This is a genomic window from Enterobacter asburiae, assembly GCF_024599655.1.
Classification (GTDB): Bacteria; Pseudomonadota; Gammaproteobacteria; order Enterobacterales; family Enterobacteriaceae; genus Enterobacter; species Enterobacter asburiae_D.
This window is the reverse complement of sequence record NZ_CP102247.1, coordinates 4,006,527-4,025,869: the sequence shown is the minus strand read 5'-3', so window position 1 is coordinate 4,025,869 and position 19,343 is coordinate 4,006,527. Positions and strand designations below refer to the sequence as shown.

Below are 19,343 nucleotides of genomic sequence, written 5' to 3'. Positions count from 1 at the left end.
CACATCTTAGAGCTTCGCGAACACCTTACGCGCCGCGTCGATGGTGTTATTGATATCTTCTTCGCTGTGCGCCACGGACATAAAGCCCGCTTCGAACGCGGACGGTGCCAGGTACACGCCTTCTTCCAGCATCAGGTGGAAGAAGCGCTTGAAGCGTTCAACGTCGCACTTCACCACGTCCTGATAGCTGGTCACGGTTTTCGCATCGGTGAAGAAAATCCCGAACATGCCGCCCACGTGGTTAACCACCAGAGGGATACCGGCCTCTTCTGCGGCTTCCAGCAGACCGTTTGCCAGCTGCGTGGTCAGGTCGGTCAGGGTTTCATGAATGCCAGGCTGAGCCACTTCGGTCAGGCAGGCAAAGCCCGCAGCCATGGCGATAGGGTTACCGGAGAGCGTGCCCGCCTGGTAAACCGGACCGGTTGGTGCCAGGGCTTCCATCACGTCCTTACGCCCACCGAATGCGCCGACCGGCATGCCGCCGCCGATGATTTTGCCGAGGCAGGTCAGGTCCGGCTCAACGCCGTAGTAAGACTGGGCACCCGCCAGCGCCACGCGGAAGCCGGTCATGACTTCGTCAATGATCAGCAGCGCGCCGAACTCGTCGCACAGGGCGCGCAGGCCCGGCAGGAACTCAGGCTGCGGTGGGATGCAGTTCATGTTGCCCGCAACCGGCTCAACGATGATGCAGGCGATCTCCTGCGGATACTGCTCGAACGCCGCGCGAACGGTAGCAAGATCGTTGTAGGTGCAGGTCAGGGTGTGCTTCGCGAAATCCGCCGGTACGCCAGGTGAGTTTGGCTGGCCGAGCGTCAGCGCGCCGGAACCGGCTTTCACCAGCAGGCAGTCGGCGTGACCGTGGTAGCAGCCTTCGAATTTGATGATTTTATCGCGACCGGTAAAACCGCGCGCCAGGCGGATGGCGCTCATGGTGGCTTCGGTGCCGGAGTTCACCATGCGCACCATGTCCATGGTAGGCACCAGTTCGGTCACCAGCTCCGCCATTTTCACTTCCATTTCGGTTGGCGCGCCGAAGCTCAGGCCGCGCTGCGCGGCTTCGATTACCGCGTTACGAATCGCCGGGTGGTTGTGGCCCAGCACCATCGGACCCCAGGAACCCACATAATCGATATAGGCTTTGCCATCGACATCATACAGATACGCGCCGTCAGCACGTTCGATAAACAGCGGCGTACCGCCCACGCCGGTGAAGGCGCGCACAGGTGAGTTCACGCCACCCGGAATAAGCTCGCGGGCTGCACTGTAGAGGTTTTCAGACTTGCTCATGGCGTCGTTCCTGGTTCGTATAAAATGATTAAGCCCACTATTCTAAGTGATTCGGGGAAGGTTATGAAATTTTTAGCCGGGTAATGCTTTAAGATTTGTTAAGTAATTTTCAGGAGACGGTAGGGCAGTCTCTGGTAAAATCCTTGCGGCTTTTTGTATGACGAATAAGAACAGGACATGAAATCAGATTCTCCGTCTTTTGAAGAACAACAGTTTACGCGCGCCCAGCACCGAATCAGTATTCGGCGGCTGCTCAATCGCGATAAAACGCCGCTGGCGATCCTGCTGGCCGCAGCCGTGGTGGGGACGCTCGCGGGTCTGGTTGGCGTGGCGTTTGAAAAAGCGGTTAATGCCGTACTCAACTGGCGAGTGGGCACCGTGGCCGGTTTCGCCGATAGCGAATGGCTGGTCTGGGTTTGGGCATTCGGGCTGTCTGCGCTGTTTGCCATGGTGGGGTATTTTCTGGTGCGTAAATTCGCGCCGGAGGCGGGCGGGTCGGGCATCCCGGAAATTGAAGGTGCGCTGGAGGAGCTGCGTCCGGTGCGCTGGTGGCGGGTGATTCCGGTTAAATTCATCGGCGGCATGGGGACCCTGGGCGCGGGTATGGTGCTTGGCCGGGAAGGGCCCACGGTACAGCTGGGGGGAAACGTCGGCCGCATGGTGGGCGATCTGTTTCGGATGCGAAGCGCCGAAGCGCGCCATACGCTGCTGGCAACCGGTGCGGCGGCGGGGCTTTCCGCCGCGTTTAACGCGCCGCTGGCGGGCATTTTGTTCATTATCGAAGAGATGCGCGCGCAGTTTCGCTACAACCTGATCTCGATTAAAGCGGTATTTACCGGCGTTATTATGTCGAGCATCGTCTTTCGCCTCTTTAATGGCGAGGGCGCGGTCATTGAGGTGGGTAAACTCACCAACGCGCCGGTCAACACCCTGTGGCTTTACCTGATCCTCGGTATGATTTTTGGCGTGGTGGGACCGCTGTTTAACGCCTTTATCCTGCGAGCTCAGGATATGTTCCAGCGCATTCACGGCGGCAACACCACGAAATGGGTGCTGATGGGCGGTTTGCTGGGTGGAATGTGCGGCGTACTCGGGTTTATCGAGCCGAATGCCGCAGGCGGCGGGTTCGGGCTGATTCCCATTGCGGCAGCGGGGAATTTCAGCGTGGGTCTGCTGCTGTTTATGTTTATTTCAAGAGTCATCACGACGGTGCTGTGCTTCTCCTCCGGCGCGCCCGGCGGGATTTTCGCCCCGATGCTGGCGCTGGGTACGCTGCTCGGCACCGCGTTTGGTATGGCGGCGGAAGCGGGGTTTCCCGCCTATCATCTTGACGCCGGGACCTTTGCCATCGCCGGAATGGGGGCGCTGCTGGCCGCGTCCCTGCGTGCGCCGTTGACCGGGATCGTGCTGGTGCTGGAGATGACGGACAATTACCAGCTCATTTTGCCAATGATCATTACCTGTCTCGGCGCGACACTATTAGCCCAGTTCCTGGGTGGAAAACCGCTATACTCCACCATCCTTGCGCGTACCCTGGCAAAACAAGAGGCTGAGCGGGCCGCCACGCAGAATACTTGAATGAATTACCAGGGTATTAGATAATGAGATAAAGAATTGGGTGAATTTTACCCAATAGCAGTATTCATGGGAGCATAAGATGAGTGATGACGTAGTAGCTGTACCGCTCGAATTTACCGAAGCAGCAGCCAAAAAAGTGAAAGTCCTGATTGCCGATGAAGACAATCCGGATCTGAAACTGCGTGTCTATATTACCGGTGGCGGCTGCAGCGGCTTCCAGTATGGTTTTACCTTTGACGACCAGGTTAACGATGGCGATATGACTATCGAGAAACAGGGCGTCGCGCTGGTGGTTGACCCGATGAGCCTGCAGTATCTGGTGGGTGGTTCGGTGGATTACACCGAAGGTCTGGAAGGTTCGCGCTTTGTGGTCACTAACCCGAATGCGACAAGCACCTGCGGGTGTGGTTCTTCGTTCAGTATTTAAGAGGGTGCGGGCTGATGCCCTCACCCCGGCAAAACGCTAAAAACGGTAACCTGGTGGTTACCGTTTTGCATTTATCTGCCATTCTCATCCAGCGCAAACGTCGGCAGCTTCAGGTGCCAGCGTATCGCCGCTAAACGTATCACCAGCGTCACGACCATCCCCAGCATCGCGGCATTTTCCAGCGGGAGGGCAAAGGTGTAGTACGCGGTCGCGTGAACAATCCCGCCCACAATGCAGGCCGTTGCGTAAATTTCAGTACGCAGGATCATCGGCACTTCACGCGCCAGAATGTCGCGAATGATCCCACCGCCCACGCCGGTTAATACACCCATACAGATTGCCACCATTGGACCGGTACCCGCATTAAACGCCTTATTGACGCCAATACCGACAAACACGGCCAGACCGACGGCATCCAGCACCGGCAATATCCATTTAGGTAATCTGCGGGGCTGGCGAACCAGTACAATGGTTAACAGGCAGGTGACCATCGCGACCACCAGATCGGTAGGATCTTTCACCCAAAACACCGGGCCATTCGCCAGCGCCATATCGCGGATAGTCCCGCCGCCGACGGCGGTCACGACGCCCAGCACCAGCACGCCAAACGGATCCATGCGTAGTTTTCCGGCGAGCAGGACGCCGGAGATAGCAAAAACGGCTGTGCCAAGAATATCCAGCCAATAAACGAGCATCGTTAAATCCTCGAAAAGGGTCTTATGTTAGTGACTCTCTGCCAGCGCGGCACAGAGCTGTTTTGCGGCGAGGATAATACGCGGGCTGGCGCGTTCAAACCAGTCGCTGTTGAGGGGTATTACCGGAATTTTTAGCTGCTTTTGCCAGAATTGCTCAATTTTGGGAATTTCGCTCGCATTTCCGACCACGACGATGGCCTGCGGCTGACGCGCCAGGACCTGTTCACGGCTGACCTGAGGCCAGGGCACCCGGCTGGCAGCAAAGATATTTTCACCGCCGCAGACTTCCAGCACCTGGTTCTGAATCGACCCTTTGCCGGTGGTGAATAGCGGCTGGCTGCCAAACTGCAGGAAGATGCGCTTTTTAACAGGGGTATCGTATTGGGATTTAAGCGCGGCATAGTCGCTCAGCATCTGTTTCGCCGCAGCCTCGGCTTTTTTGGGGGTAGGGCTATAGGGTGCCAGGGCGCGTAGCGCCTGAGCGACCTGCTCAATGCTGACGGCATCAATCCACATGACCTTTATGCCAAGCGAGGTGAGCTGGTTGACCTGCCGCTCGGCGTTACCGCCGCGCCAGGCTAGCACGAGATCCGGTTTAAGCGCCACGATGCGCTCAAGGTTCATCCCCTGCCAGGTTGCCACTTGTTCAATATCCGCGGCCTGCGGTGGGTAATCCGAATAGCTACTCACGCCAACGGGCACGATCCCGGCGGCAAATGCCAGTTCCGTATTCGCGGGAGAGAGCGTAATCACACGCGGTACAGCATAGAGCCACAGCGGTGCGAGAAGAAGCAGGGCGGCCAGCGCCCTGACGGTATGTTTAGCCACGTGCCAGATTCTGCACCAGGCGTTCCACCATCACGGTGGACTGTTTTGCCGCAACGGTCAGGAACTCGTCGAAGCTGATGTGGGACTGCTGGTCTGCCACGTCAGAGATGGCGCGAACCACCACGAACGGTACGCTGAAGTTATGGCAAACATGAGCGATCGCGGTCGCTTCCATCTCAACGGCAACCGCCTGAGGGAAGTTATGACGGATTTTCGCCAGACCCACGGAACCATTGATGAACGCATCACCGCTGACAATCAGACCGCGTACCGCGTTGAGGTTGAGTTCTGCGATGCAGGTCTCTGCCGCCGCAATCAGCTTGTCGTCAGCTTTAAAGCCAGCAGGGCAACCCGGAAGCTGACCGTACTCGTAACCGAACGCGGTGACGTCGGCGTCGTGGTAGCGCGCTTCGTCGGAGACAACGATATCACCCACTTTCAGCGTCGGCGCCAGGCCGCCCGCAGAGCCGGTATTCACGATCACGTCCGGCTTGCAGCGCTCAAGCAGCAGGGTTGCACCCAGCGCAGCAGCCACTTTACCGATGCCTGATTTCAGCAGAGCCACGTCAACACCGTTCAGCTGGCCGGTGTAGATCTCACAACCCCCCAGAGAGAGCGTCTGACGGTTCTCAATTTTGTCACGCAGCAGCGTAACTTCTTCTTCCATTGCACCAATAATGCCGATTTTCATAGATTTACTCGCGATGTGCCTTGTTAAGATGCATAGTCTATCATGCGGTTAAGGGGAAACGCATTCTCACGCGGGGGAGCACATGGCACCAATCGATTTTCGCACCAAAATTAACTGGCACCGACGTTTCCGTTCGCCGCAGGGCGACAAGAGCGAACATGAGATCCTGCGTATCTTCGAAAGCGATCGCGGGAGGATCATTAACTCGCCCGCTATCCGGCGTCTGCAGCAAAAGACGCAGGTGTTCCCGCTGGAGCGTAACGCCGCGGTGCGCACCCGTTTAACCCACTCCATGGAAGTGCAGCAGGTCGGGCGCTACATTGCCAAAGAGATTTTGAGCCGCCTCAAAGAGCAGCGTTTACTGGAAACCTATGGTCTGGATGAACTGACCGGGCCGTTTGAAAGCATCGTTGAGATGGCCTGCCTGATGCATGACATCGGCAACCCGCCTTTCGGCCACTTTGGTGAGGCGGCGATCAATGACTGGTTTAAGCAGCGGCTTTATCCTTCGGATGCGGTAAGCCAGCCCCTCAGCGATGACCGCTGCATCGTACGCGATTTACGTCTGCGTGAAGGTGAAGAGGGGCTGAACGATCTGCGTCGCAAAGTGCGCCAGGATTTGTGTCACTTTGAGGGCAACGCTCAGGGGATCCGGCTGGTCCATTCCCTGATGCGCATGAACCTGACCTGGGCACAGGTCGGCTGTATTCTGAAATATACTCGCCCCGCGTGGTGGATGGGGGAGACGCCCGCGTCCCACAGTTATTTAATGAAAAAGCCGGGCTATTACCTTTCCGAAGAGGCCTATATTGAACGGCTACGTAAAGAACTTTCATTGACGCCAAACGGCCGCTTTCCATTGACCTGGATTATGGAAGCCGCCGATGATATTTCCTATTGCGTGGCCGATCTGGAAGATGCCGTTGAGAAAAGAATCTTCAGCGTCGAGGAACTTTACCAGCATCTTCATGCGGCCTGGGGTGCCCATGAAAAAGGCTCGCTGTTTGCGCAGGTTGTCGAAAATGCCTGGGAAAAATCGCGCTCAAATACATTAAGCCGCAGTACGGAAGACCAGTTTTTTATGTATTTGCGGGTCAATACATTAAATAAACTGGTGCCGTATGCGGCGTCGCGCTTTATTGATAATTTGCCGCTCATCTTCAGCGGGGAATTCAACCACGCGCTGCTGGAAGATGACAGCAGTTTCAGTCAACTCCTTGAGCTTTATAAACATGTGGCGATGCGGCATGTATTTAGCCATCCGGATGTCGAGCAGCTGGAACTGCAGGGCTATCGGGTTATCAGTGGGTTACTGGAAATTTATGCCCCGTTGCTCCAGCTGTCGGTCGACGACTTCAGCGAGCTGGTGGAACACGAGCGCGTGCGCAGAATACCTATCGAATCGCGGCTTTATCAGAAACTCTCAACCCGGCACCGTCTGGCGTATGTCGAAGCGATTGGCAAGCTGGATCGCCACTCTTCCCAATGGCCGGTGATGGAATATTATTATCGCTGCCGTCTTATCCAGGACTATATCAGCGGCATGACGGATTTGTATGCCTGGGATGAATACCGCAAGCTGATGGCGGTGGAATAATTCCGGAGTTTTGTAAAGACGGCCAATAAATTTTTACCTTTTCCATAAACTTATCGCCGGAACTAAGCGGTATAAAACGAATCTGAGTTACACAGCAATTTTGCGTTATCTGTAAATCGAGATTGAGAAACATGAAAAAAACCACATTAGCAATGAGTGCACTGGCTCTGAGTTTAGGTTTAGCGCTGTCTCCTCTGACTGCTACTGCAGCCGAGACCGCGTCGTCGGCAGCAACCGCGCAGCAGATGCCAAGCCTGGCACCGATGCTCGAAAAAGTGATGCCATCGGTGGTGAGTATTAACGTTGAGGGCAGTACGACCGTCAATACGCCGCGTATGCCGCGTAACTTCCAGCAGTTCTTCGGCGACAACTCGCCGTTCTGCCAGGACGGTTCGCCATTCCAGAGTTCACCGTTCTGTCAGGGCGGTGGTGCAGGGGATGACAGCCAGGGCGGCGGCCAGCAGCAGAAATTCATGGCGCTTGGCTCGGGTGTGATTATTGATGCGGCGAAAGGCTATGTCGTCACCAATAACCACGTTGTCGATAACGCTAACAGCATCAAGGTTCAGCTGAGCGATGGCCGCAAGTTCGACGCCAAAGTGGTGGGTAAAGACCCGCGCTCCGACATCGCGCTGATCCAGATCCAGGATCCGAAAAACCTGACGGCGATTAAAATTGCCGACTCTGACGCGCTGCGCGTGGGCGACTACACCGTGGCGATCGGTAACCCGTTCGGTCTGGGTGAAACCGTGACATCCGGTATCGTCTCTGCGCTGGGTCGTAGCGGCCTGAATGCTGAGAACTATGAAAACTTCATCCAGACGGATGCGGCGATCAACCGCGGTAACTCCGGCGGTGCGCTGGTGAACTTGAACGGTGAGCTGATCGGTATCAACACCGCGATCCTGGCTCCGGACGGCGGCAACATCGGGATCGGCTTTGCTATCCCAAGTAACATGGTGAAAAACCTGACCGCACAGATGGTGCAGTATGGCCAGGTGAAACGCGGCGAGCTGGGTATCCTCGGGACTGAGCTGAACTCCGAACTGGCTAAGGCGATGAAAGTTGACGCCCAGCGCGGGGCATTCGTCAGCCAGGTGATGCCGAATTCCTCCGCGGCGAAAGCGGGCATTAAAGCGGGGGATGTGATCACCTCCCTGAACGGTAAGCCGATCAGCAGCTTTGCCGCCCTGCGTGCCGAAGTGGGCTCAATGCCGATTGGCAGCAAAGTGACCCTCGGCCTGCTGCGCGACGGTAAGCCGGTTAACGTGAGCCTGGAGCTGCAGCAGAGCAGCCAGAATCAGGTGGATTCCAGCACGATCTTCAGCGGTATTGAAGGTGCCGAGATGAGCAATAAAGGCGCAGACAAAGGCGTGGTGGTGAATAACGTGAAAGCGAATTCACCGGCAGCCCGTATCGGCCTGAAAAAAGGCGATGTGATCATGGGCGCTAACCAGCAGCCGGTGAAGAACATCGCTGAACTGCGCAAGATCCTCGACAGCAAGCCTTCCGTGCTGGCGCTGAATATTCAGCGTGGTGATACCTCGCTTTATCTGCTGATGCAGTAATCCTTTAAAGCCCCTGTTCGCAGGGGCTTTCTCTTTTCTGTGATTCTTGCCACAACTCCATACTTCTCCCTCTCTCTTTGTGCATTCGCACAATGCAGCCGTCGCTGAACTTCCCTATGCTTGAGCTCTGCTCACGGGAGGGTTCTATGGCTGGCTGGCATCTTGATACCAAAATGGCGCAGGATATCGTGGCGCGCACCATGCGCATCATTGATACCAATATCAATGTGATGGATGCCCGCGGGCGCATTATTGGCAGCGGCGATCGCGAGCGTATTGGGGAATTGCACGAAGGTGCGCTGCTGGTGCTTTCCCAGGGGCGGGTCGTCGATATCGACGATGCGGTAGCGAAACACCTGCACGGCGTCCGTCAGGGCATCAATTTACCGCTGCGCCTTGAAGGCGAGATTGTGGGGGTAATCGGCCTGACCGGCGAGCCGGAGTCCTTGCGTAAATACGGTGAGCTGGTCTGTATGACGGCAGAGATGATGCTGGAGCAGTCGCGCCTGATGCACCTGCTCGCCCAGGACAGCCGCCTGCGTGAAGAGCTGGTGATGAACCTTATTCAGGCGGAAGAGCATACGCCGGCGCTCAGCGAATGGGCGCAGCGTCTGGGGATCGATCTGAACCAGCCGCGCGTGGTGGCGGTCATTGAGGTCGATAGCGGCCAGCTTGGCGTAGACAGCGCGATGGCCGAACTGCAGCAGCTGCAAAATGCGCTGGCGACGCCGGAACGCGATAACCTGGTGGCGATCGTATCTCTGACGGAAATGGTAGTGCTCAAACCGGCGCTTAACGCGTTCGGCCGCTGGGATGCGGAAGATCATCGTCGTCGCGTGGAGCTGCTTATCTCCCGGATGAAGGAGAATGGTCAGCTGCGTTTTCGCGTTGCGCTGGGCAACTACTTTACCGGGCCGGGCAGTATTGCCCGCTCCTGGCGTACCGCGCGCACCACCATGATGGTGGGCAAGCAGCGGATGCCGGAGAGCCGCAGCTATTTCTATCAGGATCTGATGCTGCCGGTGCTGCTCGACAGCCTGCGCGGCGGCTGGCAGGCCAATGAGCTGGCGCGGCCATTAGCGCGTCTGAAAGCCATGGATAATAACGGCCTGCTGCGCCGGACGCTGCAGGCGTGGTTCCGCCATAACGTGCAGCCGCTGGCGACCTCGAAGGCGCTGTTTATTCACCGCAATACCCTGGAGTATCGGTTAAATCGGATTTCGGAGCTGACGGGGCTGGACCTGGGGAATTTTGACGACAGGCTGCTGCTGTATGTGGCGCTGCAGCTGGACGAGCAGAGATGATGCTTTTTGCCGGGTGGCGGCTTCGCCTTACCCGGCCTACATGCTGAGTGCGGTCTGGTGCCCTCATCCCATCCCTCTCCCACGGGGCTGAGGGATCCCCAGTAATATGGTCATGCCACCATGACCATATTACTGTACTCTTTTCCCAGCTTTTTCATCTCGTTACCTATATTTAGCCGTCTCACTTTTCCAGGCTCATGCCGGATGACTTCTTCTGCCAGACTCAGGTATGACAGCACCCGCCTGTGCCTGATGCTGCTTGCCTGATAGTGCCAGTGTAAACACTGTCTTTCTGCCCTGTAACCTGCCAGCCACATCACCAGACTTGCCATTGCCGCGACCATATTCAGCACTTCCAGCCGCCCTTTTCCCTGACTCCGGCTCAGCCTCAGACCGAACCCGAAGCGGGGACTTTTGTCGTCCCGGAAGTTCTGTTCTATCTGCATTCGGCGGCTGTACAGCGCCATTATCTGGTGTGGCTCCAGTCCCTCTGCATTACTGAACAGCAGCCAGGGCTCACGGGCGCTGCTGCGGTGTTCCCGCTGTGTTTTTGGCATTCCTCCCTTTCCGTGACGCCCTGCTTCCGGGCGCCTGTGCAGATAAAACCGGCCGTAACAGGGCGTTCGTGGTTTACGGGACAGGACACCGTAACCCACGCAGACCGGTTGTCCGGTAGCCTCAAGCTCACTGATTTTCATCCACTTTTTCTCATCCTCCAGCCGGAAGCTGATACAGCCCCTGACCCTGCCGGTGAAGCGCCAGCCCAGCAGGCTCACATGCCGGAACCAGTCTGTCCGGAAGCCTGCATCCGTAATGATGGTGACGGCTTTATCTTTCGGGATGGCATCATGCAGGCGGTCAAGGAAGCGGCACTGGACATCACTGTTCTGTGCCAGCTCTGCGGGAACAACCTCACTCATAAGCGGAAGTGAACGCCCATTACAGACCAGGCTTGCCCGCAGAAGATGCCAGTTCCTGTCATGCCAGCCTGTCCAGTCGACAGCAATTATGCAGAAGGGCATCAGGGAGGTGATGGTATGTGTGAGCAGGTGCTGAATACGGGGAATATCACGGTGAAGGGCGGTATTACCCAGGGCACGGTCGACACGTTTAATTTTATTTTTGACGTGCGCCCTGCCGGGAAGGGTACGTCCAAGGCTGGTCAGGGTCAGGTTGGCCCCGTGCGTGAGGGCGACGGCCATGGAAACAAGGACATTGACCCGGAAGCTGTGAATGTCAGGTAAAGACGCGGAGAAAAATTTCTGGCAGACTGTCTGTAAAGGCACGATGAGGTCTCTTCTGATTTGTTAGCGCAACCAGTAGATCACACTTCATCGTGCTTTTCATTTTTCTGGGGAACCCTCAGCCCACGGGGAGAGGGCGTAAACACTAAAAACGGCAATCAAGGATTGCCGTTTTGCTTTTATTTCCGCGTTAATTTCTCAAGATCCGCTTCAATCTCGCTGATCTTATTCGTTACAACGTTTTCAAGGTGACGCAGATCGTCAAGGATCTTACGCTTGAGATCGACTTCGGTGCGGTCGCGCTGGCAGATCTGATCGAGTTCATCGATCACGTAGCGCAGGTTAGGGCTGATTTCCTGTACTTCTTTGTATCCCTGTCCTACACCGTCAGCGACAACGGTCTTACGCTGGCGTGGATATTTAAACTTCACGCTTTTGGCGAAAAACTCTCCTTTGTCCTTGTGAAAATAGATTTTCAGAATATCGTTATTGGCTTCCTGACGGAGGCTGTAACGATCAATTTCATCAGGATTGGTAATGCCCAGACTTTTCAGATTATCGTACATAGCGGTACCCTTGATCTCAACATAACCTTTGAATAATTAACGAAAAAATCTATTTTCGCCACCCTCAGATATAAAAAAAGCGGGGTTGCCCCCGCTTTTTGTTATACCCGATTAATCGATGGTGCGCAGCAATTCGTTGATGCCCACTTTACCGCGCGTTTTCGCATCCACTTTCTTCACGATAACCGCACAGTACAGGCTGTATTTGCCATCTTTTGACGGCAGGTTGCCGGAAACCACCACGGAGCCCGCCGGAACGCGACCGTAGTGAACTTCGCCGGTTTCGCGGTCGTAAATACGGGTGCTCTGACCGATGTAAACGCCCATGGAGATCACGGAGCCTTCTTCAACGATCACGCCTTCAACCACTTCAGAGCGCGCGCCGATGAAGCAGTTGTCTTCGATGATGGTCGGGTTGGCCTGCAGTGGCTCCAGAACACCACCGATGCCCACGCCGCCGGACAGGTGAACGTTTTTACCGATCTGCGCGCATGAACCGACAGTCGCCCAGGTGTCAACCATGGTGCCTTCGTCAACGTAGGCACCGATGTTCACGTAGGATGGCATCAGCACGGTGTTGCGCGCGATGAATGCGCCCTGACGCACTGCCGCAGGCGGTACCACGCGGAAACCTTCTTTCTGGAAACGCGCTTCGTCGTAGTCAGCGAATTTCATAGGGACTTTATCGAAGTAGCGGCTTTCAGCTCCGTCGATAACCTGGTTATCGTTGATACGGAAAGAGAGCAGCACGGCTTTCTTCAGCCATTGATGAGTGACCCACTGACCGTCGTTTTTTTCTGCCACGCGCAGCGCGCCGGAATCCAGAAGGGAAATCACCTGGTTTACCGCTTCACGGGTCACGGTATCCACATTTGCCGGGGTAATCTCGGCGCGACGCTCAAAAGCGGACTCAATAACGTTCTGTAACTGCTGCATTGTTTACTCTTTCCATTTCACTAAAAAACATATCACCCTTTATCGTTTGGATTGAGGGCTGCTGTCAACCGTTGTTGCACTTCAAGCTGCAGGTCATTATTAAGGGCACGCCGGTCCGCTGTCGCGATTATAAATAAATCTTCTACTCGCTCGCCAATCGTTGTAATTCGGGCCCCATGGAGCGAAATTCCCAGATCGGCAAAAACCTGGCCGACGCGGGCGAGCAGCCCCGGCTGGTCGAGCGCGATCAGCTCCAGGAACGATTTACGGTCGGTGTGGGTCGGCAGGAAATTGACCTCGGTATCGACGGTAAAGTGGCGCAATTTTGCCGGCTGGCGACGCGGCTGCGGAGGCTGCCAGCTGCGCTGGGTAATCGCCTGTTCCAGACCAAAACGTATCCCTTCATGCCTGTCCGACGAGAGCGGACTGCCGTCCGGCTCAAGCACGATAAAGGTGTCCATCGCCATGCCGTCGCGGGTAGTGAAAATCTGCGCGTCGTGAACGCTCAGGTTACGCCTGTCCAGCTCGGCGCAGACCGCAGCAAACAGATAAGGCCGGTCCGGGCTCCAGATGAAAATCTCCGTCCCGCCGCGGGTGGCCTGCGGGCTCAGGAGGATCATAGGCTGGGACAGATCGTGCTTCAACAGGTGCCGCGCGTGCCACGCAAGCTGGTTTGGGCTGTGGCGGACAAAATAGTTGGCGCGGCAGCGGGCCCAAATCTGATGCAGCGCCTCTTCATCAATGTTGTCCATCCGCAGCAGCGCCAGCGCCTGCAGCTGGTGATGACGCACGCGCTCGCGCATGTCCGGGGTGTTTTGCATCCCGCGACGCAGCTGTTTTTCGGTCGCGAAGTACAGCTCGCGCAGCAGGCTCTGCTTCCAGCTGTTCCACAGCGTTTCGTTGGTGGCGCAGATATCGGCCACCGTCAGGCAGACCAGATACCGCAGGCGGTTTTCCGTCTGAACCACTTCCGCGAACTGCTTGATCACCTCAGGATCCTGAATGTCACGACGCTGCGCGGTGACCGACATCAGCAGGTGATGGCGCACCAGCCAGGCCACCAGCTGCGTTTCACGCGAGTTCAGGCCGTGCAGTTCGGCAAATTTCAGCACGTCCTGCGCGCCCAGCACCGAATGATCGCCGCCGCGACCTTTGGCGATATCGTGGAACAGGGCGGCAATCAGGATCAGTTCCGGATGGGTCAGGCGCGGCCACAGCTCCACGCACAGCGGGTGGCGGGAGCGCGTCTCTTCTTTCGCAAAGCTTTCCAGCTTGAGCATCACGCGGATCGTATGTTCATCCACCGTGTAGGCGTGGAACAGATCGAACTGCATTTGCCCGACAATGTGCGACCACTGCGGCATATAGGCCCACAGCACGCTGTGGCGGTGCATCGGCAGCAGCCCGCGGCTGACGGCGCCCGGGTGGCGGAGCATGCTCAGGAACAGCGAGCGCGCTTCCGGGATATAGCACAGCGGCTGCGTCAGATGACGGCGTGCATGGCGCAGATGGCGCAGGGTGGTGGAGTAGATCCCGGTGATGGTGCTGTTGCGCACCATGGTATAGAACATCCTCAGAATCGCTTCCGGCTCGCGGATAAACAGCGTTTCGTCGCGCAGATCGATAAGCGTGCCGCGCAGCTGGAATTCGTCATCAATCGGGCGCGGTTTCTCGTCCGCCGTCAGGGCCAGAATGGCCTCATCGAACAGCTGCAGCAGCATCTGGTTCAGCTCGGTCACCCGGCGGGTGACGCGGAAGAAATCCTTCATCATGTGCTCAACCGGCTCGTTGCCTTCGCCCTGATAATTCAGGCGCTGCGCCACGCTGAGCTGGCGGTCAAACAGCAGACGGTTATCGTAGCGGGTGACTTCCAGATGCAGGGCAAAACGGATGCGCCACAGCAGGTGCAGGCACTCGTTCAGCTCGTTACGCTCGGCCTCGGTTAAGAAGCCGAAGCCAACCATCTCGTCCATCGAGGTGGCGCCAAAATGGCGGCGGGCGACCCACTGCAGGGTGTGGATGTCGCGCAGGCCGCCGGGGCTGCTTTTAATATCGGGCTCAAGATTATAGCTGGTGCCGTGGTAGCGCTGGTGGCGCTGGTTTTGCTCCTCGACCTTCGCGGCGAAGAACTTTTCTGACGGCCAGAAGCCGTCGCTGAAGATGTGCTTTTGCAGCTCCAGAAACAGGGCGACGTCGCCAATCAGCAGGCGGGTTTCAATCAGGTTGGTGGCGACGGTCAGGTCCGATAACCCTTCCAGCAGACACTCTTCCAGGGTGCGCACGCTGTGGCCGACCTCCAGCTTCACGTCCCAGAGCAGCGTCAGCAGTTCGCCAATTTTTTGCGCCTGTTCGTCCGGCAGCTTTTTGCGGCTTAAGATCAGCAGATCGATATCGGAAAGCGGATGCAGCTCACCGCGGCCATAGCCCCCGACGGCAACCAGCGCAACATCACTGATTTGCCCAAACCCGTAATCGATCCACAGGCGCTGCAAGAGCTGGTCGATAAATTCGGTGCGCGCTTCAATGAGCTGCTCGGCCGACACGCCCGCGTCGAACGCGCTGCCCAGCCAGCGATGGAAAACATCCATATGGGCTTTAATATGCGCGCAGGTCAGCTCGTGCGACGGCCAGACGCCCGGGTTATCGGGCTGGTCGGGAAGGGTGGGAAGTGCTGTGTTAGCATACTGTTCGGGTAAAAGATTACTCATCGTGCGCCACCCATAAGAAAAAGCTATAGCCATTAAAAAAGCCGGCATTTGCCGGCTTTTTTATCATTCATCGTGCGTCAGTATCGCCGGGATGGTGTCATCCTTGCGCAACGTCATAATTTCGCAGCCGTTGTCCGTTACCACAATAGTATGCTCGTACTGCGCAGACAAGCTTCTGTCTTTGGTTTTCACCGTCCAGCCGTCTTTCATGGTGCGGATGCGGTAATCACCCGCGTTGACCATCGGCTCAATGGTAAAGGTCATGCCTTTTTGCAGCACCACGCCGCCGTCATCGGCATCATAGTGCAGGACCTGCGGCTCTTCATGGAAGACGCGACCAATGCCGTGACCGCAGTACTCGCGCACCACGGAGAAACCTTCTGCTTCCACAAACTTCTGGATTGCCGCACCGATGGTACGCAGGCGAATACCCGGTTTAACCATTTTCAGCGCCAGGTAGAGGCTCTCTTGCGTCACTTTGCATAGACGCTCGCCAAGAATAGTCGGCTTGCCAACGATGAACATTTTTGAGGTGTCACCGTGGTACTCGTCTTTAATGACGGTCACGTCGATGTTGACGATGTCGCCATCTTTCAGCAGTTTTTCGTCGTCCGGGATGCCGTGGCAAACCACTTCATTAATAGAGATGCAGACGGATTTCGGGAAACCGTGGTAGCCGAGGCAGGCGGAAACCGCGTGCTGCTCGTTCACGATATAGTCGTTACAGATACGGTCCAGTTCACCGGTGCTGACGCCCGGCTTCACGAACGGTTCGATCATTTCCAGCACTTCCGCGGCCAGACGACCGGCGACGCGCATCTTTTCAATTTCTTCAGGTGTCTTAATAGAGATAGCCATGTAATCTGTCCATCGGTGTCGATTTTTTCGACAATACTAGTCTAAGTGTCGTCAATGGTATCAGTCAGGCACACCCCGTGCCAAATTGAGAATCATTAACAGCACACTCCGCCAACAACTGTTGGTTTCTGGTCGTGTTTTGTGGTATAAAGCGCGCCGGACTTCCGATCCATTTCAGATACACAGGCTGGACGGAAGCGACAAATCTCACTTTGTGTAACAACACACACGTATCGGCACATATTCCGGGGTGCCCTTCGGGGTCGGTAATATGGGATACGTGGAGGCATAACCCCAACTTTCAATATAGAGGTTTTAAACATGGCAACTGTTTCCATGCGCGACATGCTCAAGGCTGGTGTTCACTTTGGTCACCAGACCCGTTACTGGAACCCGAAAATGAAGCCTTTCATCTTCGGCGCACGTAACAAAGTTCACATCATCAACCTTGAGAAAACTGTACCAATGTTCAACGAAGCCCTGGCTGAGCTGAACAAGATCTCTTCCCGTAAAGGTAAGATTCTGTTCGTTGGTACTAAGCGCGCTGCAAGCGAAGCTGTGAAAGATGCTGCTAACAGCTGCGACCAGTTCTTCGTGAACCATCGCTGGTTGGGCGGCATGCTGACCAACTGGAAAACTGTTCGTCAGTCCATCAAACGCCTGAAAGATCTGGAAACCCAGTCTCAGGACGGTACTTTCGACAAGCTGACTAAGAAAGAAGCGCTGATGCGCACTCGTGAACTGGACAAGCTGGAAAACAGCCTGGGCGGTATCAAAGATATGGGCGGCCTGCCAGACGCGCTGTTCGTAATCGATGCAGACCACGAGCACATCGCAATCAAAGAAGCTAACAACCTGGGTATCCCGGTATTCGCTATCGTTGATACCAACTCCGATCCGGACGGTGTTGACTTCGTTATCCCGGGTAACGACGACGCAATCCGTGCTGTTAGCCTGTACCTGAGCGCTGTAGCTGCTACCGTTCGTGAAGGCCGTTCCCAGGATCTGGCTTCTCAGGCGGAAGAAAGCTTCGTAGAAGCTGAATAATAAGGTTTTACCCCTTATTAGTACCGTGTATGAATAGGGGCCCATTACCGGCCCCTTTTTTCAATTTACACTGTTTGGCCCCCGGCCGGGCAGTTCACATCTCCCGAGGATTTAAGAATGGCTGAAATTACCGCATCCCTGGTAAAAGAGCTGCGCGAGCGTACTGGCGCAGGCATGATGGATTGCAAAAAAGCGCTGACTGAAGCGAACGGCGACATCGAGCTGGCAATCGAAAACATGCGTAAATCCGGTGCGATCAAAGCAGCTAAGAAAGCAGGCAACGTTGCTGCTGACGGCGTGATCATCACTAAGATCGACGGCAACTACGGCATCATTCTGGAAGTTAACTGCCAGACTGACTTCGTTGCTAAAGATGGCGGTTTCCAGGCATTTGCTAACAAAGTTCTGGACGCAGCTGTAGCTGGTAAAATCACTGACGTTGAAGTTCTGAAAGCACAGTTCGAAGAAGAACGTGTTGCGCTGGTTGCTAAAATCGGTGAGAACATCAACATCCGTCGCGTATCTTCTCTGGAAGGCGACGTTCTGGGCTCTTACCAGCACGGTGCACGTATCGGTGTTCTGGTTGCGGCTAAAGGCGCTGACGAAGAGCTGGTTAAACAGCTGGCTATGCACATCGCTGCAAGCAAACCAGAATTCGTTAAGCCAGAAGACGTGTCTGCTGAAGTGGTAGAGAAAGAGTACCAGGTTCAGCTGGACATCGCGATGCAGTCTGGTAAGCCAAAAGAAATCGCAGAGAAAATGGTTGAAGGCCGCATGAAGAAATTCACCGGCGAAGTTTCTCTGACTGGCCAGCCATTCGTAATGGACCCAAGCAAGTCTGTTGCTCAGCTGCTGAAAGAGCACAACGCTGACGTAACTGGCTTCATCCGCTTCGAAGTGGGCGAAGGCATCGAGAAAGTTGAGACTGACTTCGCAGCAGAAGTTGCTGCAATGTCTAAGCAGTCTTAATGATTGAAAAGGAGCCGCCTGAGGGCGGCTTCTTTTTGTCACCCGTCACAGGAAATCAGACAGGCTCCAGTATCGCTGTGCTGATTTGCGGCATATCATGTCGCCAGAATTAACCCCCATCTTAATCGTTGACAGTCTCAGGAAAGAAACATGGCTACCAATGCAAAACCCGTGTACAAACGCATTCTGCTTAAGCTGAGTGGCGAAGCGCTGCAGGGATCGGAAGGCTTCGGTATTGACGCAAGCATCCTTGATCGCATGGCACAGGAAATCAAAGAACTGGTCGAACTGGGTATCCAGGTTGGCGTGGTCATTGGCGGTGGCAACCTTTTCCGTGGTGCTGGTCTGGCGAAAGCGGGGATGAACCGCGTTGTGGGCGACCACATGGGTATGCTGGCAACCGTCATGAATGGCCTGGCAATGCGTGATGCCCTGCACCGCGCCTATGTTAATGCCCGCCTGATGTCCGCGATTCCGCTGAATGGCGTTTGCGATAATTACAGCTGGGCAGAAGCCATCAGCCTGCTGCGCAATAACCGCGTGGTGATCCTCTCCGCCGGTACGGGTAACCCATTCTTTACTACCGATTCCGCTGCCTGCCTGCGCGGTATCGAGATCGAAGCCGATGTGGTACTGAAAGCGACCAAAGTAGACGGCGTGTTTACTGCCGACCCGGCAAAAGATCCTTCTGCCACCATGTACGATCAGCTGAGCTACAGCGAAGTGCTGGATAAAGAGCTGAAAGTGATGGATCTTGCCGCCTTCACGCTGGCTCGCGACCACAAACTGCCGATCCGTGTCTTCAACATGAACAAGCCTGGCGCACTGCGTCGCGTGGTCATGGGCGAAAAAGAAGGCACTTTGATCACGGAATAATTTCCGTTGACGACAAATACAGGTAAGATTCCGCTTTATTTTGTAGTGGTATCTTACCCGGGCGCGCCTTTGGCGTTGTCATGAATTAAACGCGACTATACTTAGCACACCTGTAGCGCTGTGCTGGCGGATAGTCTGCCTGAGACAAGTTTTCAAGGATTCGT

At 55.7% G+C, this 19,343-nt stretch carries 17 protein-coding genes; 8 read left to right on the top strand and 9 right to left on the bottom strand.

Annotation, left to right across the window (positions count from 1 at the left end; translation table 11 throughout):
* Positions 1-6: 6 nt before the first annotated feature.
* Entirely contained in the window at positions 7-1,287 is a 1,281-nt protein-coding gene (hemL, locus tag NQ230_RS19190; RefSeq protein WP_121425057.1) for a glutamate-1-semialdehyde 2,1-aminomutase, read from the bottom strand.
* Between the two features lie 177 nt (positions 1,288-1,464).
* Between hemL and clcA the strand changes: the two genes are divergently transcribed.
* Both clcA and erpA read left to right on the top strand, forming a co-directional pair.
* On the top strand, positions 1,465-2,865 hold the full coding sequence (gene clcA, locus NQ230_RS19185; protein ID WP_257258681.1) for a H(+)/Cl(-) exchange transporter ClcA: 1,401 nt from the start codon (positions 1,465-1,467) through the stop codon (positions 2,863-2,865).
* A 79-nt stretch (positions 2,866-2,944) separates the two neighbouring features.
* Positions 2,945-3,292 (top strand): iron-sulfur cluster insertion protein ErpA, encoded by a 348-nt coding sequence (gene erpA, locus NQ230_RS19180; RefSeq protein WP_063145182.1) that lies wholly within the window; start codon positions 2,945-2,947, stop codon positions 3,290-3,292.
* A 71-nt stretch (positions 3,293-3,363) separates the two neighbouring features.
* On the opposite strand, the gene NQ230_RS19175 is transcribed toward erpA, so the two are convergent.
* Genes NQ230_RS19175 through mtnN form a run of 3 tightly spaced genes read right to left on the bottom strand, consistent with a single transcriptional unit; the run spans position 3,364 to position 5,506 of the window.
* Entirely contained in the window at positions 3,364-3,987 is a 624-nt protein-coding gene (locus NQ230_RS19175) for a TRIC cation channel family protein (protein ID WP_023334566.1), read from the bottom strand.
* Positions 3,988-4,014: 27 nt separating this feature from the next.
* On the bottom strand, positions 4,015-4,815 hold the full coding sequence (gene btuF / locus NQ230_RS19170) for a vitamin B12 ABC transporter substrate-binding protein BtuF (RefSeq protein WP_257258678.1): 801 nt from the start codon (positions 4,813-4,815) through the stop codon (positions 4,015-4,017).
* The gene (mtnN, locus tag NQ230_RS19165; RefSeq protein ID WP_014882620.1) at positions 4,808-5,506 is read right to left on the bottom strand and encodes a 5'-methylthioadenosine/S-adenosylhomocysteine nucleosidase; all 699 of its coding nucleotides are present in this window, start codon (positions 5,504-5,506) and stop codon (positions 4,808-4,810) included. The genes btuF and mtnN overlap by 8 nt, the downstream gene beginning before the upstream one ends.
* Positions 5,507-5,588: 82 nt before the next feature.
* On the opposite strand from mtnN, the gene dgt reads away from it, so the two are divergent.
* The 3 genes from dgt to cdaR all read left to right on the top strand — a co-directional run bounded on the left by dgt (position 5,589) and on the right by cdaR (position 9,975).
* Positions 5,589-7,103, top strand: a complete 1,515-nt coding sequence (gene dgt, locus NQ230_RS19160) for a dGTPase (protein ID WP_121425060.1) — start codon at positions 5,589-5,591, stop codon at positions 7,101-7,103.
* 131 nt (positions 7,104-7,234) lie between these two features.
* Entirely contained in the window at positions 7,235-8,671 is a 1,437-nt protein-coding gene (gene degP, locus NQ230_RS19155) for a serine endoprotease DegP (protein WP_024907518.1), read from the top strand.
* 146 nt (positions 8,672-8,817) lie between these two features.
* On the top strand, positions 8,818-9,975 hold the full coding sequence (cdaR, locus tag NQ230_RS19150; protein ID WP_023334570.1) for a DNA-binding transcriptional regulator CdaR: 1,158 nt from the start codon (positions 8,818-8,820) through the stop codon (positions 9,973-9,975).
* Positions 9,976-10,085: 110 nt separating this feature from the next.
* On the opposite strand, the gene NQ230_RS19145 is transcribed toward cdaR, so the two are convergent.
* From NQ230_RS19145 to map, 5 genes are all read right to left on the bottom strand, one after another.
* Positions 10,086-11,261: an IS4 family transposase gene (locus NQ230_RS19145; protein ID WP_257258676.1), complete on the bottom strand. Its 1,176-nt coding sequence runs from the start codon at positions 11,259-11,261 to the stop codon at positions 10,086-10,088.
* Between the two features lie 137 nt (positions 11,262-11,398).
* Positions 11,399-11,785 (bottom strand): DUF3461 family protein, encoded by a 387-nt coding sequence (locus tag NQ230_RS19140; RefSeq protein ID WP_257258675.1) that lies wholly within the window; start codon positions 11,783-11,785, stop codon positions 11,399-11,401.
* Positions 11,786-11,896: 111 nt separating this feature from the next.
* Positions 11,897-12,721: a 2,3,4,5-tetrahydropyridine-2,6-dicarboxylate N-succinyltransferase gene (dapD, locus tag NQ230_RS19135; protein WP_257258674.1), complete on the bottom strand. Its 825-nt coding sequence runs from the start codon at positions 12,719-12,721 to the stop codon at positions 11,897-11,899.
* A 32-nt stretch (positions 12,722-12,753) separates the two neighbouring features.
* Positions 12,754-15,429: a bifunctional uridylyltransferase/uridylyl-removing protein GlnD gene (gene glnD, locus NQ230_RS19130; RefSeq protein WP_121425061.1), complete on the bottom strand. Its 2,676-nt coding sequence runs from the start codon at positions 15,427-15,429 to the stop codon at positions 12,754-12,756.
* A 63-nt stretch (positions 15,430-15,492) separates the two neighbouring features.
* On the bottom strand, positions 15,493-16,287 hold the full coding sequence (map, locus tag NQ230_RS19125; protein ID WP_023310454.1) for a type I methionyl aminopeptidase: 795 nt from the start codon (positions 16,285-16,287) through the stop codon (positions 15,493-15,495).
* Between the two features lie 321 nt (positions 16,288-16,608).
* On the opposite strand from map, the gene rpsB reads away from it, so the two are divergent.
* From rpsB to pyrH, 3 genes are all read left to right on the top strand, one after another.
* Entirely contained in the window at positions 16,609-17,334 is a 726-nt protein-coding gene (gene rpsB, locus NQ230_RS19120; RefSeq protein WP_003856207.1) for a 30S ribosomal protein S2, read from the top strand.
* Between the two features lie 117 nt (positions 17,335-17,451).
* On the top strand, positions 17,452-18,303 hold the full coding sequence (tsf, locus tag NQ230_RS19115) for a translation elongation factor Ts (protein ID WP_014882627.1): 852 nt from the start codon (positions 17,452-17,454) through the stop codon (positions 18,301-18,303).
* A gap of 150 nt (positions 18,304-18,453) precedes the next feature.
* A complete protein-coding gene (gene pyrH / locus NQ230_RS19110; protein ID WP_008501910.1) occupies positions 18,454-19,179 on the top strand; it encodes a UMP kinase in 726 nt (241 codons plus the stop codon).
* The last annotated feature ends 164 nt before the right edge of the window (positions 19,180-19,343 follow it).